Below are 16,699 nucleotides of genomic sequence, written 5' to 3'. Positions count from 1 at the left end.
GCTCCTTTAAACGATATGAGCGGCTCCGGAAGAACCGGCAGCCGCTCAAAACTCCCTGTTCAGCTTAGTCTCAGTCGATGCGCTTGGCCGACTTGATGAACACGGGATCGGCCGGCACGTCTTTCATGCCGCTTTTGGTGGTGGTCTGGGAGTTGACGATGACATCGACGACGTCCATCCCTTTAACGACTTTACCGAACACGGCATAGCCATCGCCCTGATCGAGGAAGTCGTTGTCTTTGACGTTGATGAAGAACTGGCTGGTGGCCGAATCCGGGACGGAAGTACGGGCCATGGACAGCGTGCCACGCACGTTATGCAGACCGTTTTTGGATTCGTTCTTGATCGGCGCCTTGGTTTCCTTTTGCTGCATCTGTTGAGTGAAACCGCCGCCCTGGACCATAAAGCCTGGAATCACACGGTGGAAAATCGTGTTGTTGTAGAAGCCGCTGTCCACGTAATCAAGGAAGTTCTTGGTACTGATCGGGGCCTTGACCGGGTCCAGTTCGATTTCGATCGGGCCGTTGGTGGTGTCCAGCAATACGTGCGGCGCCTTGGCAGGCGTGGCGGCCATCAGGTTGGCGGCGAACAGAGCGGAGCCGGCGACGAGGGCGATTTTTTTCAGCATGGGTCAGTGATCCTGATTGGGTGTGTGTCGACTGCGGTGAGGAACTCGAGCAGGGTTTGATTGAAGCGTTCGGGTTGATCCAGCGGGGTGGCGTGGCGCGAATCGGCGATCACCACCAGCCGCGCATCGGGCAGCAATTTTACATAGTCTTCTTTCACCGAGACCGGCGTGTAATCGTGGTCGGCACTAACGATGAGGGTTGGACAGGTGACTCTGGAAAGTCGTTCCTGAACGCCCCAGCCAACGAGGGCATCGAAGCTGGCGAGATAAGCATGTTTGTCGTTTTTTGCCCAGCGCTCGGCAATCTTTTGCCGCAGATGAGCTTGCTCGGGTTTGGGGAATAGCATACGTCCCAAGGCCTTGCCGATGGATTCCATGCTTAGCAGTCGAGCCATGCACCAACGTTTGGCCAACCACCAATAGTCACTGGGTTTCTGCATTTTGACTTGCGGCTGGCTGTTGACGATGCACAGGCTTTTAAACCGCTGGGGCTGGTCCACCGCCAGTTGGAAACCAATGATGCCACCCATGGACAGGCCCACATAATGGGTCGGGCCCAGGTTCAGGTGATCCATCAGGGCGATCAGGTCGGCGCTGAAACCGGAGATGCTGTAACGCTCCCGGGGTTTGTCCGAGCGACCGTGTCCACGTACATCCGGGACGATCACCCGGTAGTGGGTGGATAACACCGGGATCTGCATTTCCCAGTCCAGGGTGCTGGAACCCAGCCCATGGACCAGTAGCAGCGGCGTGCCGTGGCCATATTCCTCATAGTGCAGGTTGCAACCTTCATGTTCGAAATAGGCCATGCGTACACTCCATGTCAGGCTTGTTCAGGGGCGGCGAAAGGGGCATCCAGCGGCGCGGTGTCGAAGGTGCGCAGCAGTTCGATGAGAATCTGCGTGGCCGGGCCCAAGGGTTTGTCCTTGTTTGAATACAGATAAAAGCTCGGGTTGCGGCTGCCACCCTGATCCAACGGTAGCACTTTAAGCGTACCTTCCTTGAGTTCGCGCTCGATCATGTGCCGGGGCAACCAGGCGAAGCCCAGGCCACTGCTGACGAAAGTCGCCGCGGTGGCCAGGCTGCCGACGGTCCAGCGCTGTTCAGCACCGAGCCAGCCGACATCTCGCGGTTGCTGACGACCGGAGTCGCGGATTACCACTTGCATCTGGCTTTCCAGGTCCTGGAAGTTCAGCTCACGGTTCAGCCGGTGCAGTGGATGCTCGGGGTGGGCGACCGCGACGAATTCGACGTCGCTCAACTCCGCGCCCAGATACCCGGGAATGCTGAACCCGGTGATGGCCAGATCGGCCACGCCTTCGAGCAGCACTTCTTCCACGCCCGACAACACTTCTTCGCGCAGACGCACCCGGCAGCCACGGCTTTGTGGCATGAACGCGGTGAGTGCGCGGACGAGGCGGGCGCTTGGGTAGGCGGCGTCGACCACCAGCCGCACTTCCGCTTCCCAGCCTTGTTCCATGTGATGGGCCAGGTCTTCCAGCTGACTGGCCTGTTTCACCAGTTGCCGGGAGCGGCGCAGCAGCACGCCGCCAGCCTCGGTGAGCACCGCTTTGCGGCCGTCGATGCGCAGCAATGGCACGCCGAGTTGGTCCTGCATGCGCGCTACGGTGTAGCTGACCGACGATTGCGAGCGGTGCAGCGCTTCGGCGGCCTGGGCGAAACCGCCGTGGTCGACCACGGCCTGCAACGTTCGCCATTGATCAAGGGTCACGCGGGGCGCTTTCATGTTGAGCTCCTCTTGTCCTAAGCTGGCAGTTCTTATTGGAGACTGCCGAATGAAAAAACTGTGTTGTGTGATGGCGGGTTGTGCGGTGTTGGCGATGTTGCCGCTGACTGCGTTTGCCTATCCGATCGATGTCAATAAACAGCTCAACGGTTTGAAGGTCGACTACAACGCCTACGACACGGACGCCGACATCGGCTCCATTCAGGTCAACAACTACGGCGACACCGACGTGTCTTGCAAAGTGGTTTTCAATAACGGCCCGGAAGCGCCACGCACCCGCAAGATCGACATACCCGCCGGCAAACACAAAAATGCCACGGCCAAGTTCACCCGCACCATCATCAAGCTGCGTATCGACCTGACCTGCACCCCGAAATGACATCGAGCGGAGCATGCCGGCTGAGACATGCTCCGCTTATAAACGAATTTATCGATGCTTTATAGCAGTTATTTGCGCTTTTTCATCGATATAACTCTGTTTAACCTTCACTCCATCGACCTACAGCATTCTCAGATGGAGGCTACATCCCATGTCCCGCGTTCTGATCATCGAAAGCAGCGCCCGTCAGCAAGACTCGGTTTCCCGCCAGCTGACCCAGACCTTCATCAGCCAATGGAAAGCCGCACACCCGGCCGACCAGATCACCGTCCGCGACTTGGCCACCACCCCGGTGCCGCACCTGGACATCAACTTGCTGGGCGGCTGGATGAAACCCGCCGAACAACGCAACGACATCGAGCAGGCCTCGCTGGAACGCTCCAACCAGTTGACGGATGAACTGCTGGCCGCCGATGTACTGGTGATGGCCGCGCCGATGTACAACTTCGCCATTCCGAGCACCCTTAAAGCCTGGCTCGACCACGTGCTGCGTGCCGGCGTGACGTTCAAGTACACCGAAACCGGCCCGCAAGGTTTGCTCAGCGGCAAGCGCGCCTATGTCCTGACCGCTCGCGGCGGGATCTATGCCGGCAGCACCGCCGATCACCAGGAACCGTACCTGCGTCAGGTGATGGGCTTCATCGGGATTCATGACGTAACGTTCATTCACGCTGAAGGCATGAACCTGGGCGGTGACTTCCAGGAGAAAGGCCTGAACCAGGCCAACGCCAAGCTCTCCCAGGTCGCCTGACCCGTTAATCGCCAGATAATCGCTGGATGGTCTAGTGACCTGGCGCAACCCTTCAAGCCTGTACGCGCATCGAACCTCCCTTTGCACTTGTTGCTCCTAGAGTGCTCTAGCCCGATTGAACGCATTAGCGAGATCGGGCTTTTTTTTGTCTGCGATTTTTTGAATGAGCACACAACCCCTGTGGGAGCGAGCCTGCTCGCGATGAAGGCGTTACATTCAACAATGATGTTGGCTGACACACCGCCATCGCCACCGCCATCGCGAGCAGGCTCGCTCCCACAGGGTTTTGTATTGCCTGACTGTTCGCGATGACGGGCAAAAACCGCTATCGTCGCCGCCATTCGAAATGAGGCGACCATGGGCTATCTACTTTTTGTCACGCTGATCCAGGCGTTTTCCTTCAGCTTGATCGGCGAATACCTGGCCGGGCATGTCGACAGTTACTTTGCGGTACTGGTGCGGGTGCTGCTGGCGGGGCTGGTGTTCATTCCGCTGACGCGCTGGCGTCAGGTCGAGCCGGCGTTTATGCGCGGGATGTTGCTGATCGGCGCGTTGCAGTTCGGCGTGACCTACGTCTGCCTGTACCTGAGTTTTCGAGTGCTGACGGTGCCGGAGGTGCTGCTGTTCACCATCCTCACGCCGCTGCACGTGACCCTGATCGAAGACGCGCTGAACCGGCGCTTCAATCCGTGGGCGTTGATTGCGGCACTGGTGGCGGTGGCGGGCGCGGCAGTGATTCGGTTTGATCGGATCAACCCGGACTTCTTCATGGGTTTCCTGTTGCTGCAACTGGCCAATTTCACCTACGCCGCCGGGCAGGTGCTCTACAAACATCTGGTGGCCCGTCACCCGAGCGATCTGCCGCATTACCGGCGTTTCGGCTACTTCTACCTGGGCGCGTTGGCGGTGGCGTTGCCGGCGTTTCTGCTGTTCGGCAAACAGAACTTCCTGCCCGAAGCGCCGCTGCAATGGGGCGTGCTGCTGTTCCTCGGCCTGGTCTCGACGGCGCTGGGTTTGTACTGGTGGAACAAAGGCGCGTGCCTGGTGAACGGCGGGACGCTGGCGGTGATGAACAACCTGCATGTGCCGGTGGGGTTGCTGATCAATTTGCTGATCTGGAATCAGCATGAGGAATTGGGGCGGTTGTTCCTGGGCGGGTCGGTGATTCTGGTGGCGGTGTGGATTAGTCGGTTGGGTGTACAAAAAACGGCGGCCGCACACTAAACCCTGTGGGAGCGAGCCTGCTCGCGATAGCGGTATGACAGTCAATATTTATGCTGACTGATACTCAGCCATCGCGAGCAGGCTCGCTCCCACAGGGGAGAAACGGGGCTACATGACGTGTTTTTCGGGCTCGGGAATGTGGCTCGCGCCCAACATCGCCGGGAGCAACCCGGACCGTAGATCACCACCGCTCGGCTGTTGATAAAGACTCAAGCCAAACTCCGGCAGCACCGCCAGCAGGTAATCGAAAATATCCCCCTGAATCCGCTCGTAATCAGCCCACGCGGTGGTGCGGGTGAAGCAGTAGATCTCCAGGGGTATGCCCTGAGCGGTGGTCTGCATCTGGCGAACCATGCAGGTCATGGTCGGCTGAATCTCCGTGTGACTCTTCAGGTAGGCCAGCGCATAGGCGCGAAAGGTGCCGATGTTGGTCATCCGCCGGCGGTTGGCCGACATCGCCGCGACATTGCCCTGAGCTTCGTTCCAGGCCTTGAGCTCGGCTTTCTTGCGGCCCATGTAATCGGTCAGCAGATGCACCTGGGACAACTTCAACTCTTCATCATCGCGAATAAACCGCACGCCGCTGGCGTCGATGAACAGGCTGCGCTTGATTCGGCACCCGCCGGATTGCTGCATGCCGCGCCAGTTCTTGAACGACTCGGACATCAGGCGCCAGGTCGGGATCGACACAATCGTCTTGTCGAAATTCTGCACTTTGACCGTGTGCAAGGTGATGTCCACCACGTCACCGTCGGCACCGACTTGCGGCATCTCGATCCAGTCGCCGACCCGCAGCATGTCGTTGCTGGTCAGTTGCACGCTGGCGACGAACGACAGCAGGGTGTCTTTGTAGACCAACAGAATGACCGCCGACATGGCACCCAGACCCGACAGCAGCAACAGCGGTGAACGGTCGATCAACGTGGCGACGATGATGATCGCGCCAAACACGAACAGCACCATTTTCGTCAGTTGCACGTAGCCCTTGATCGAGCGGGTGCGGGCATGCTCGGTGCGGGCATAGATGTCCAGCAGGGCATTGAGCAATGCGCTGACGGCCAGCACCAGGAACAGAATGGTGAACGCCAGCGCCACGTTGCCGAGGAAGTTCAGGCTGGTCTTGCCCAACTCCGGCACCAGGTGCAGGCCGAACTGGATCACCAGCGACGGCGTCATCTGTGCCAGGCGATGAAATACCTTGTTGTGGCGAAAATCGGTGAGCCAGTGCAGCGACGGCTGGCGGCCGAGGATTTTGGTCGCGTGAAGAATGAGGTACCGCGCCACCCGTCCGAGTACCAGCGCCACCACCAGCAGCAACATCAGCGCGAGCGTGGAATGCAGGAGCGGGTGCTGATCGAGGGCACCCCAGAGGTCTTGGGCGTTGAGCCAGAGCTGTTTGATATCCATGGGTGAAAACGGTTCTTCTGTAGGACGCGACGGGGTGATTAGAGCATTTAAGACGTTTCGGATGACGTTTTGGTACCAGTCAAACAATAAAAAAACCACTGTTTGCAGCCGTTTGTATAAAGAAACTCGGCCTTCGCGCTCGAAACCGTTACCCTATGCAGCTGTTTTTTTGTATTTCTTCGAGGTAGCACCCGTGTTTTCCCAATTCGCCCTGCACGAACGCCTGCTCAAAGCCGTGGCCGAGCTTAAATTTGTCGAGCCAACGCCTGTGCAAGCAGCGGCTATTCCGCTGGCGCTCCAAGGGCGTGACCTGCGGGTGACAGCGCAAACCGGTAGCGGCAAAACCGCTGCATTCGTTTTGCCGATCCTCAACCGCTTGATCGGCCCGGCCAAAGTCCGCGTCAGCATCAAGACCCTGATCCTGCTGCCAACCCGCGAGTTGGCCCAGCAGACCATCAAGGAAGTCGAGCGCTTCGCTCAGTTCACCTTCATCAAGTCCGGCCTGATCACCGGCGGTGAAGACTTCAAGGTCCAGGCCGCCATGCTGCGCAAGGTGCCGGACATCCTGATCGGTACGCCGGGCCGGATGATCGAGCAACTGAACGCCGGCAACCTCGACCTCAAAGAAGTCGAAGTGCTGGTGCTCGACGAAGCCGACCGCATGCTCGACATGGGTTTTGCCGAAGACGTGCAGCGTCTGGTGGAAGAGTGCACCAACCGCCAGCAGACCATGCTGTTCTCCGCTACTACCGGTGGTTCGGGCCTGCGCGAGATGGTCGCCAAGGTCCTGAACAACCCTGAGCACTTGCAGCTGAACAACGTCAGCGATCTGAACGCCACGACTCGTCAGCAGATCATCACCGCCGACCACAATCAGCACAAAGAACAGATCGTGAACTGGCTGCTGGCCAACGAGACCTATCAGAAGGCCATCGTGTTCACCAACACCCGCGCCATGGCCGACCGTATCTACGGCCGTCTGGTGGCGCAGGAATACAAGGCGTTCGTGCTGCACGGTGACAAGGACCAGAAAGATCGCAAACTGGCCATCGACCGTCTGAAGCAGGGCGGCGTGAAGATCCTCGTGGCCACCGACGTCGCCGCTCGCGGCCTGGACGTGGACGGCCTGGATCTGGTGATCAACTTCGACATGCCGCGCAGCGGCGATGAATACGTTCACCGCATCGGTCGCACCGGCCGCGCCGGCAACGATGGCCTGGCCATCTCGTTGATCTGCCACGGCGACTGGAACCTGATGTCGAGCATCGAGCGCTACCTCAAGCAGAGCTTCGAGCGCCGCACCATCAAGGAAGTCAAAGGCACCTACGGCGGACCGAAAAAGGTCAAGGCCTCGGGCAAAGCCGTTGGCGTGAAGAAGAAAAAGGTCGACGCCAAGGGCGACAAAAAGAAAACCGGCGCCAAGGCCCCGACCAAGCGCAAGATCGCCAACCGCCCGAAGACCGACGCCTTGTCGCTGGTCAGCAAGGACGGCATGGCCCCGCTCAAGCGCCGCAAACCGGAAGCGCCGGCTGCTGAATAAGGCGCCGTAGCGATCCAGGAAAAACGCCGCTTATTGCGCACATTGCTGTTCACTTAAGGACTGTCGACTGATCCTTGTGCGGCAGGAAAATCCGGAATCTGATAAGGATTCCGGATTTTTTTATGCCCATCACACAGGATTTGAAACGCCCCAGACTGGCGAGGCCCCGGGGCGGGGAAGATGTCAAAAAACGATACCCAGTGGATCGCAACGCTGCTGCGCCTAAATGAACAGCATTGCGCTCATGGTGGGGTTTATCGTTTTCAGTGCGGTCATTTTCATGCAGAGCGTGCTTCGCGCTGCTGCTCCAGTATTTCCAGTTCGGCCTTGTATTGGTGGGCTTCGGTCTCGGAGTGGAACATCCCGACCAGCATGTCTTGTTGATGTACGTCCCAGATGCGGATACCGGCGGCGATGCCTTCGTGGGACATATGTGAATCGTCGCGTTCAGTTACTTTTACAGTCATCTGCTAGCTCCAATCTCTGTTATCTGCAGCAAGGCGTGTGCAGGCCTCTTTTATATATTTTGTTAGCTGGCTAAGTAAACGGCCGGGTTCGGTAACGGTTTTTTGCGAAATCGACAAAAGTCCTGCAGCCCGCGAAATACGCGACATTCAGTCGCAGGCCGCTTGGTTTCATGACATATGTTTCATGTTCGCGAGGGGAAAACCACGGATTTGAACCTGATTACCTGTAGGAGCCAGGCTTGCCGGCGAAGGCGTACTCAAGGACGCCTTCGCCGGCAAGCCTGGCTCCTACAAAAAGCAGGCGCAAAAAAAACGCCCCGAACCAGTCGGGGCGTTTTTGTGTACAGCGAAACGGCGAGGTGTTATTTACCTGCCCAGCGCTTCAGTACCAGCGTGGCGTTGGTGCCGCCGAAGCCGAAGCTGTTGCTCATCACGGTGTTGATGGTGGCGTCTTCGCGAGTCTTGGTCAGGATTGGCATGTCTGCCACTTCCGGGTCCAGCTCGTCGATGTTGGCGGAACCGGCCATGAAGTTGCCTTCCATCATCAGCAGGCAGTAGATCGCTTCGTGAACGCCGGCGGCGCCCAGGGAGTGACCCGACAGGCTCTTGGTGGAGCTGATGGCCGGAGCCTTGTCGCCGAACACTTCACGTACACCTTTCATTTCCATGACGTCGCCGACCGGAGTCGAGGTGCCATGGGTGTTCAGGTAGTCGATCGGTGCGTCGACGGTGGACATGGCCATCTGCATGCAGCGGATAGCGCCTTCGCCACTCGGGGCGACCATGTCGTAGCCGTCGGAGGTCGCGCCGTAGCCAACGATTTCCGCGTAGATCTTCGCGCCACGGGCCAGAGCGTGTTCCAGCTCCTCAACCACAACCATGCCGCCACCGCCGGCAATGACGAAACCGTCACGCTTGGCGTCGTAGGCACGGGAGGCTTTTTCCGGGGTTTCGTTGTACTGAGTAGACAAGGCGCCCATGGCATCGAACAGGAACGATTGGCTCCAGTGCTCTTCTTCACCACCACCGGCGAAAACGATGTCTTGTTTGCCCAACTGGATCTGTTCCATGGCGTTACCGATGCAGTGAGCACTGGTGGCGCAAGCGGAGGAGATCGAGTAGTTCACACCCTTGATCTTGAACGGCGTGGCCAGGCAAGCAGAAACGGTGCTGCCCATGGTCCGCGTAACGCGGTACGGGCCGACGCGCTTGACGCCTTTCTCACGCAGGATGTCCAGCGCTTCCATCTGGTTCAAGGTCGACGCGCCACCGGAGCCGGCGATCAGGCCGGTACGCACGTTAGAAACCTGCTCTTCGGTCAGACCGGAGTCAGCAATGGCGTCTTTCATGGCCAGGTAGGCGTAAGCCGCCGCGTGGCCGACGAAGCGATAGATCTTGCGATCGATCAGCTCTTCGAGAGGAAGGTCAATGGAGCCGGAAACCTGGCTACGCAGACCCATTTCAGCATATTCCGGGTTGAACCGGATGCCAGGGCGGCTTGCACGCAGGTTAGCGGAGACGGTCTCTTTGTCATTGCCCAGGCACGAAACGATGCCCAGACCAGTGATAACGACGCGGCGCATGCGAATAACCCTTAGAAGTTGTCAGTGGAGGTGAATACGCCGACCCGAAGGCCTTCGGCGGTGTAGATTTCGCGACCGTCGACGGTCACCGAACCATCGGCAATGGCCATGTTCAGCTTGCCCTTCAGGACGCGTTTGATATGGATGTTATAGGTGACTTTCTTGGCGGTCGGCAGTACCTGGCCAAAGAATTTCACTTCGCCCGAACCCAGGGCGCGACCGCGGCCCGGCAAGCCTTGCCAGCCGAGGAAGAAACCGACGAGTTGCCACATGGCATCAAGGCCCAGGCAGCCCGGCATGACCGGATCACCTTCGAAGTGGCAGGCGAAGAACCACAGGTCTGGAGTGATATCCAGCTCGGCGACCAATTCACCTTTGCCGTACTTGCCACCCTCTTCGCTGATATGGGTGATGCGATCGACCATCAGCATGTTCGGGGCCGGCAGTTGCGCGTTACCCGGGCCGAACAACTCACCACGACTGCAGCGCAGCAGGTCTTCCCGAGTAAAGGCGTTTTGTTTGGTCATGCGAGCTCCTCAATAGTCCATGCGGCAGGGTGGGGCGAATCTTCCCGGCCGATCGAAGCGTTCATGCCTCGAGTCAGCAGCCTACTCATAGACTATTGCGTTGTGGTGAAAGTCACAGCACCAAGGACATGAATGTACACTTGTGCACTGAAATTATTATTCAAGCCCCTTTGGGGACCTGTTCGGGTGCCTAAGACTGCCGCAATTTCGTCATTCACGCCAGTCGCAGATAGCCGAAAGGCCTGTACTACTGCACCCATCGCTGCAAAATTTGCTGCAGATCAGCGCGTTTGAAGGGCTTGGCCAGGTAATCGTTCATCCCCACCGACAGACAGGCTTCACGGTCGCCCTGCAAGACATTGGCCGTCAGGGCGATGATCGGCACGTCAGCGCAGCCGGGCAATTGGCGGATCTGACGGGTGGCCTCGTAACCGTCGATGACCGGCAGTCGGCAGTCCATCAGAATCGCTTCAAAAATCAGACTCTCGGCACTGCGCACCGCTTGGGCACCATCCGTGACGACGCTGACAGTAAAGCCCAGGCTGCGCAACATTGCTTCGACGACGGTGCGATTGACCGGATTATCCTCTACCAACAGCACATTACGACCTTCTCCATGATCATTGCCGGCGTGTATGCGCGGCTTCAGCATGGGCAGTGACTGCTTATGGAGCGCCAGAGGAATTTCCAGGGTGAATACCGAGCCAACGCCTTCTTCGCTCTGGGCGCGCAGCGTGCCGCCCATCCGCTCAGCCAGGGTACGGGCAATCGGCAGCCCCAGTCCGGTGCCGCCGTAACGTCTTGAAATAGAACTGTCGGCCTGCTGGAACGCCTTAAACATCGATTCCAGGCTTGCGGGCGAGATGCCAATCCCGCTGTCGCGCACCGTGCAGGTGAACCACAGCAGTTCGTGGTCCAGGGACTGCCATTGCGGTTCGATCGATACGCAGCCGTGTTCGGTGAACTTCAAGGCATTACCGACCAGATTGACCAGGATCTGCCGGATCCGGGTCGGGTCGCCCAGTACCTGCAGCGTGCGCATGTCCTCGGGGATCAGCAGTTGCAGGTCGAGCCCGCGTTGCGCTGCGCTGTGCTGGAACGACTGGGCGCAACTGCTGATCAGGTCCGCGAGGTTGAACGGGATGTGCTCCAGCTCCAGTTCCGAGCGCTCGATGCGCGAGAAATCGAGAATATCGTTGATGACTTTGAGCAAGTGTTCGGTGGATTCCGAGGCCAGCGCCGCGTATTCGATCTGCTCCTCGGTCATCTCGGTGGTTTCCAGCAGTTGCAGCATGCCCAGCACGCCATTCATCGGTGTGCGCAGTTCATGGCTCATCATTGCCAGGAAATCGGATTTGGCATTGTTGGCTTTTTCCGCTTCTTCGCGGGTCTGGATCAATTGCGCCATGGCCTGGTGTTGTTCGCGACTGGCTTGTTCAAGGCCTTGGGCAAGGTTGTTGATGTGTTGCGACAGGGCGCCCAGTTCGGTGTCGTCGACAATCGGCAGGGGCGTCTTGTAGTCGCCTTCCTGGATCGCCTTGACGGCGTTACCGATGTCGTGGATCGGTTGTGACAGGCTGCCGGCCAGGCGCCGAGCCAGCAAAAATGTAAACAACAGGGCGAACAAGGCCAGGATCCCGGCCTTGAAGAGGATTTCCTGCTGGCGCTGGTTGAAGGCGTCATTGGACAGGCCGACGATCACCCGGCCCAGATAATCCTCGCCCGGCACGCTGGCGGTGGTACGGCTGTTCTGTAAGAAGTCATTGTTGAGCGCGATGCGTTGCAGGCGTACCGGTGCCTGGAACACTTCCACTTGGTGCGAGTGCTTGTGGGTTTCCGACGGTTGCTCGACGTACACCAGAATCCGGTTGGCGCTGTCCTGTACTTCCAGAAAACGCACATTGGGCGTGGCCAGGGTGGCCTTGAGCAAACTTTCGAGCACTTCATTGTTGCCCGAGATCACTCCGTATTCGGTGGCCGGCGCCAGTTGGTTGGCGATCAGTTGCCCGGTGTGATTGAGCTCCTGGCGCAGGTCCTGGATTCGCACGAAGGTGAAAAAACTGATCAGCAGCAACGTCAGCAGCAGAGCCGGGCCGAGGCTGATGATCTGGGTGCGGGTATTGATGTCCCAACCGCGACGGAAGGTCATGGGCGGCGTTCTCCTTCGGCCAGCTGTGTTGCGACAGAGGCTTCATCCATCGGTTCAATGCTTAATGAACGAGCGACTTGCGGGTTGCTTAAGACCTTGAAGTGTTGCGGATAGAGTGCGCGCGGCCAGGTGCTCGAGGGGCGGTCGAGCAGTTCGTCGAGAATCCTCAGCCAATCGTTCTGGTCGCTGTAGGTGCTGGCCAGGCTGCCGGCCCTGACGAAGGCTGCGTTGGGACCGATCAGCGCCAGTTGCCGCGCATAGCTGCTGAGCAGCAGGTTTTTCACCGTTTTAGGGTTGTACAGGTCAGGGTCGTCCAGGCCCAGCAGCACATCACTGTTTTTCAGCAGGGCCTGCAAGGGACGGCTGTCATGGGTGTTATCCCAGCGCTCGGGGACCACTTCAAGGCCCAGGGGCAGGGCGGCCTGACGCAGTTCTTTCAAAAGGAATTCGCTGTGGCTGTCGTAAAGCACGCCCACCCGCCGGGCCTGAGGCAGGAGGAGCCGGGTCAGGCGCAACTGTCGATCCAGCGGCGGATCACTCCAGAGCAGGCTGAGGTGCGAGGGCAGGTCATTGCCCAGGCGTTGGCGGGCTTGCAGGCGACTGATGCGCAGGACCAGTGTCGCCGGGCCCTGGGGGTCTTGCAGGCGCCAGTCGAGGCTGGGCAAGTCGAGCAGAATCAGGCGGGTGCCAGCGGGCATGTGACCAGGTGCCGGCAGGCTGGTGACAGGCTGGAAACGCACGCTGTCGGTGGGGCGCAACTCGCTCAGGGCCTGAACGAAAGACTGCACGCCGGGGCTGTCCTCGGCCCCCGTCAGCAGAATGTCGGCGGCTCGTGCGGGCAGCGTGCACAGCAGCCCGGTAAACACCAGGCACAATCCGGCCAGCAGGCGGCCAAGGGTTGGCGTCTTCGGTGACGGGCGATGCTTCATCCTAGAACTCCAGCTCCGCGCTGAAGTAGAGCACCCGGCGCTCGTCGTAGTTGTTGTCGACGAAGGTGGTGGGCTGATTGTCGAGGCGTTGCTGGAGGATTGCGGCCAGTTCCAGATTGGCCTTGCCCAAGCCGATGCGTTTGGCGATGCGGGTGTCGATCCGTTCGAAGCGGTAACCGTTGAGGGCGTCGGCACCATAGTAGAAGAGTGCGCTGTTCCAGCCATGGTCCCAGTTGCGCAGCCAACCGGCGGAGCCGCTGTTGCGCGCCGTCTGTTGTGCGTCCAGCGGGTTACTGGCCTCGGCATCGACATAGGCGTAGGTCAGGCGCAGACGATCGGCGCTGCTGACGCGCCAGTCGAGCTGGGCTTCAGTCCCGCTGAAGCGCGAGCTGTTCGAGTTGCTGGCAATGTACTGATTGTTGCGCAGCGGTTCGCTGATCATGCCGGTGATTTCGTCGTAGAACAGCTTCACGTCGACCGCCAGCCCCCACTCTGCGAAGTAGCCGTTGTAACCCAGTTCCCGGGAGCGCATGCGTTCCTGTTCGAGATCGCCCGGGCCGCGGGTTCTGACGAAATAGCGGGCGCTGGTCTGACCGTAGGCACTGGGCTGCAGGTTGGTCACCTGATAACTCCAGTTGACGTTGTTCTCGAACATGTCCGGTGAGCGGATGGCTTCCGAATACACTGCACGCAAGCCGTGGCGCGGGTTGATCAGGTAATTGACCGCCACCCGCGGGGTCAGCGAGTTGCCGGTCAATTGCGTGTCTTCATACATCGCACCGCCTTGCAGCAACCAGTGCTCGGTGGCACGCCACTCGAGTTGGCCGAACGCTCGCCAGGTGGTGTCGTCAAGCGTGCCATTGAAGTAAGTCTCGGAGTCTGCCCGGTCGTAACGATAGTTCATGCCGCTGACCAGCCGCAGGCTGTCGGACAGGCTCAGGGTGTCTTGCAGTTCGAGGTCGTAGCGCGATTCCCGGGCGCTCTGGTCGATGTCGCCGCAGACGGTTTGTCGGGCGCCATTTTGCCATTGCCGCAGTACCTGATTGCCCAGCGCACGTTCAGCCGCAGTACCCGCCGGCGCGCCGGAACCGGTGTAACGTTCCATGTTGCGCGCCAGGCGTTCGGTGTAGTTCGGGTTGAGTTGCCACAGTTGGGTCAGCTCCGGGCTGAACGAGACCTCGGCATCGCAGGCACGCCACGTCTGCTGGCGATCCCAGTGTTGCGCCGAGCCTTGGATATAAAGGCTGTGATCGGGATTGATGTCCAAGTTCCAGCGCAGCGAGCCGGCATAATCCTTGGCGATGACGTCGGAATTATTCCCGGCGGCGGTAATCCCCGAGAACACCGGACGATAGGTATACGGCCGCTGGTTGGTTCCGTCCTTGGCGTTCAGTTGCCAGTCGATACTCTGGTTTTCATCCAGCGTCTGGCTGACGGCGAGGCTGAAGCGGTTCAAGCGACGGCTGTCGCGGTAATCGGCGCCGGTGCGGTCCGAGTCGAAGCCGTCGTCTTGTTGGCCGGACAGAGACAGACGCAAGTCGCCGCTGTCCCAACCCGTGCCCTGGCTGGCGTAGAAGTCATTGATGCCGCGCTGGCCACGGGTGACTTTCAGCCGCGTGCCGTGGCTGTCGGCGGGTTTGCGGGTGATGATATTGACCACCGCCATCAGTGCGTTGGCGCCGTAGCTGACGGTGTTCGGGCCGCGGAATACCTCGATGCGCTCGATGTCTTCCATGGCCACCGGAATATCACTCCAGTCCACCGTGGCCAGGCCCGCGCGGTACACCGAGCGGCCGTCGATCAACACTTGCATGCGCCGTGCTTCGCTGGCGTTGGTGCCGTGATAGTTCACCGCCGCCTGATTGCCGCTGATATTGCCGACCATCATCCCCGGCACCAGCCGCAGCAACTCGCTGATGTCCCGGGCGCCGCTGGCATGGATCAGTTCGTTATCGATCACCGTCATGCTCCCCGGCACGGCCGCCGGCGATTGCTTCAGACGCGTCGCCGTCAGCACTTGCGGCAACGGTTCGTTGTCGAGAAACAGGTCGTCGGCCAGCAATGGCGGGCTGAATATCAGCGCCAGTACCAGTGGCGAGCGAGGATAAGGGGAGCCAAAAGACACGGCGCGGCCTTGATAGCGATTAATTGGCGCGCATGTTAACCGAGAGCAATGACTTTTCCAGTCACGATGTGGGCATTTTCCTTGGTTTTCTTGGTCTTCTTCCTACAAGTATCGGTAATTGATGCGAGGGCTGGTCGCGACTGGGCCGCTCCGTATAATGCCGACATCGCCACTGGTATGGATTAACGGATTGCATATGACTGAACAGCGCCCAATTGCGGTCCTGGGAGGCGGAAGTTTTGGTACCGCCGTGGCTAATCTGCTGGCCGAGAACGGGCATCAGGTCCGGTTGTGGATGCGTGACCCCGAGCAGGCCGAGGCCATACGGGTCAATCGCGAGAACCCGCGTTACCTCAAAGGCATCAAGATTCTTCCGGCTGTGGAGGCGGTCACTGACCTGCAAGCCACGCTGGAGGCCTGCGACCTGTGCTTCGTCGCGCTGCCGTCCAGCGCGCTGCGCTCAGTCCTGGCACCCTACGCCCAGCTGTTGAGCGGCAAGCTGCTGGTGAGCCTGACCAAAGGCATCGAAGCCCATACGTTCAAGCTGATGAGCGAGATCCTCGAAGACATCGCCCCGCAAGCGCGCATTGGCGTGCTGTCCGGGCCGAATCTTGCCCGTGAAATCGCCGAACACGCGCTGACCGCCACGGTGGTCGCCAGCGAAGATGAAGATCTTTGCCAGCAAGTCCAGGCCGCGCTGCATGGCCGCACCTTTCGCGTGTACGCCAGCGCCGACCGCTTTGGCGTGGAACTGGGCGGGGCGCTGAAAAACGTCTACGCCATCATCGCCGGCATGGCGGTGGCGTTGGGCATGGGCGAAAACACCAAAAGCATGCTGATCACCCGGGCACTGGCGGAAATGACCCGCTTCGCGGTGAATCAGGGCGCCAACCCGATGACGTTCCTGGGGCTGGCGGGTGTCGGCGATTTGATCGTTACCTGTTCATCGCCCAAAAGCCGCAACTATCAGGTCGGGTTTGCCCTCGGCCAGGGCTTGAGCCTGGAGGATGCGGTGACGCGTCTGGGCGAAGTCGCCGAAGGCGTGAACACCCTCAAGGTGCTCAAGGCCAAAGCCCAGGAAGTGGGCGTGTATATGCCGCTGGTCGCCGGATTGCACGCGATTCTGTTCGAAGGGCGCACGCTTGACCAAGTGATTGAGCTATTGATGCGCGCCGAACCGAAAACCGACGTGGACTTTATTTCCACCAGCGGTTTCAACTGAGTATTCAACCTACTAGGGCAG

General features: G+C 59.5%; 15 protein-coding genes. 5 read left to right on the top strand and 10 right to left on the bottom strand.

All coding sequences use genetic code 11. The annotated features are described in order from the left end of the window. Positions 1–70: 70 nt before the first annotated feature. The 3 genes from KGB14_RS05080 to KGB14_RS05070 are packed head-to-tail and all read right to left on the bottom strand — an operon-like array spanning position 71 to position 2,375. Positions 71–628 carry a peptidylprolyl isomerase gene (locus KGB14_RS05080; protein ID WP_223484388.1) on the bottom strand — a complete coding sequence of 186 codons (558 nt, stop codon included), beginning with the start codon at positions 626–628 and terminating at the stop codon, positions 71–73. Further along, the gene (locus KGB14_RS05075; RefSeq protein WP_223484387.1) at positions 622–1,437 is read right to left on the bottom strand and encodes an alpha/beta fold hydrolase; all 816 of its coding nucleotides are present in this window, start codon (positions 1,435–1,437) and stop codon (positions 622–624) included. The genes KGB14_RS05080 and KGB14_RS05075 overlap by 7 nt, the downstream gene beginning before the upstream one ends. A 14-nt stretch (positions 1,438–1,451) precedes the next feature. After that, a complete protein-coding gene (locus tag KGB14_RS05070) occupies positions 1,452–2,375 on the bottom strand; it encodes a LysR family transcriptional regulator (RefSeq protein ID WP_223484386.1) in 924 nt (307 codons plus the stop codon). Positions 2,376–2,424: 49 nt separating this feature from the next. Between KGB14_RS05070 and KGB14_RS05065 the strand changes: the two genes are divergently transcribed. The 3 genes from KGB14_RS05065 (at position 2,425) to KGB14_RS05055 (ending at position 4,729) form a co-directional block, all read left to right on the top strand. Next, on the top strand, positions 2,425–2,754 hold the full coding sequence (locus KGB14_RS05065) for a 3-phosphoglycerate kinase (RefSeq protein ID WP_223484385.1): 330 nt from the start codon (positions 2,425–2,427) through the stop codon (positions 2,752–2,754). Between the two features lie 151 nt (positions 2,755–2,905). Then, positions 2,906–3,505 (top strand): FMN-dependent NADH-azoreductase, encoded by a 600-nt coding sequence (locus KGB14_RS05060; protein WP_223484384.1) that lies wholly within the window; start codon positions 2,906–2,908, stop codon positions 3,503–3,505. Positions 3,506–3,862: 357 nt separating this feature from the next. Further along, positions 3,863–4,729, top strand: a complete 867-nt coding sequence (locus tag KGB14_RS05055; protein WP_223484383.1) for a carboxylate/amino acid/amine transporter — start codon at positions 3,863–3,865, stop codon at positions 4,727–4,729. Positions 4,730–4,837: 108 nt separating this feature from the next. Here the strand turns inward: KGB14_RS05055 and KGB14_RS05050 are convergent, their stop codons facing one another. Continuing rightward, a complete protein-coding gene (locus KGB14_RS05050) occupies positions 4,838–6,136 on the bottom strand; it encodes a mechanosensitive ion channel family protein (protein ID WP_223484382.1) in 1,299 nt (432 codons plus the stop codon). 193 nt (positions 6,137–6,329) lie between these two features. On the opposite strand from KGB14_RS05050, the gene KGB14_RS05045 reads away from it, so the two are divergent. Continuing rightward, entirely contained in the window at positions 6,330–7,676 is a 1,347-nt protein-coding gene (locus KGB14_RS05045; protein ID WP_223484381.1) for a DEAD/DEAH box helicase, read from the top strand. 278 nt (positions 7,677–7,954) lie between these two features. Here the strand turns inward: KGB14_RS05045 and KGB14_RS05040 are convergent, their stop codons facing one another. The 6 genes from KGB14_RS05040 to KGB14_RS05015 form a co-directional block, all read right to left on the bottom strand. After that, entirely contained in the window at positions 7,955–8,143 is a 189-nt protein-coding gene (locus KGB14_RS05040; RefSeq protein WP_223484380.1) for a hypothetical protein, read from the bottom strand. A gap of 362 nt (positions 8,144–8,505) precedes the next feature. Next, entirely contained in the window at positions 8,506–9,726 is a 1,221-nt protein-coding gene (gene fabB / locus KGB14_RS05035; RefSeq protein WP_223484379.1) for a beta-ketoacyl-ACP synthase I, read from the bottom strand. An 11-nt stretch (positions 9,727–9,737) separates the two neighbouring features. Next, positions 9,738–10,253, bottom strand: a complete 516-nt coding sequence (gene fabA / locus KGB14_RS05030; protein WP_007899046.1) for a 3-hydroxyacyl-[acyl-carrier-protein] dehydratase FabA — start codon at positions 10,251–10,253, stop codon at positions 9,738–9,740. 247 nt (positions 10,254–10,500) lie between these two features. Next, positions 10,501–12,402 carry an ATP-binding protein gene (locus tag KGB14_RS05025; protein ID WP_223484378.1) on the bottom strand — a complete coding sequence of 634 codons (1,902 nt, stop codon included), beginning with the start codon at positions 12,400–12,402 and terminating at the stop codon, positions 10,501–10,503. Next, positions 12,399–13,331 carry an ABC transporter substrate-binding protein gene (locus KGB14_RS05020; protein WP_223484377.1) on the bottom strand — a complete coding sequence of 311 codons (933 nt, stop codon included), beginning with the start codon at positions 13,329–13,331 and terminating at the stop codon, positions 12,399–12,401. The genes KGB14_RS05025 and KGB14_RS05020 overlap by 4 nt, the downstream gene beginning before the upstream one ends. A gap of 1 nt (position 13,332) precedes the next feature. Further along, a complete protein-coding gene (locus KGB14_RS05015; RefSeq protein WP_223484376.1) occupies positions 13,333–15,456 on the bottom strand; it encodes a TonB-dependent receptor plug domain-containing protein in 2,124 nt (707 codons plus the stop codon). A 196-nt stretch (positions 15,457–15,652) separates the two neighbouring features. Between KGB14_RS05015 and KGB14_RS05010 the strand changes: the two genes are divergently transcribed. After that, complete coding sequence (locus KGB14_RS05010; RefSeq protein WP_223484375.1) at positions 15,653–16,678, top strand: NAD(P)H-dependent glycerol-3-phosphate dehydrogenase; 1,026 nt, start codon at positions 15,653–15,655, stop codon at positions 16,676–16,678. Positions 16,679–16,699 lie beyond the last annotated feature (21 nt).

The sequence above is a fragment of the Pseudomonas sp. A-RE-19 genome (assembly GCF_019956555.1).
In the GTDB taxonomy this organism is placed as follows: domain Bacteria; phylum Pseudomonadota; class Gammaproteobacteria; order Pseudomonadales; family Pseudomonadaceae; genus Aquipseudomonas.
The sequence above is the reverse complement of the archived record's forward strand: the minus strand, read 5'-3'. Positions and strand labels throughout refer to the sequence as shown.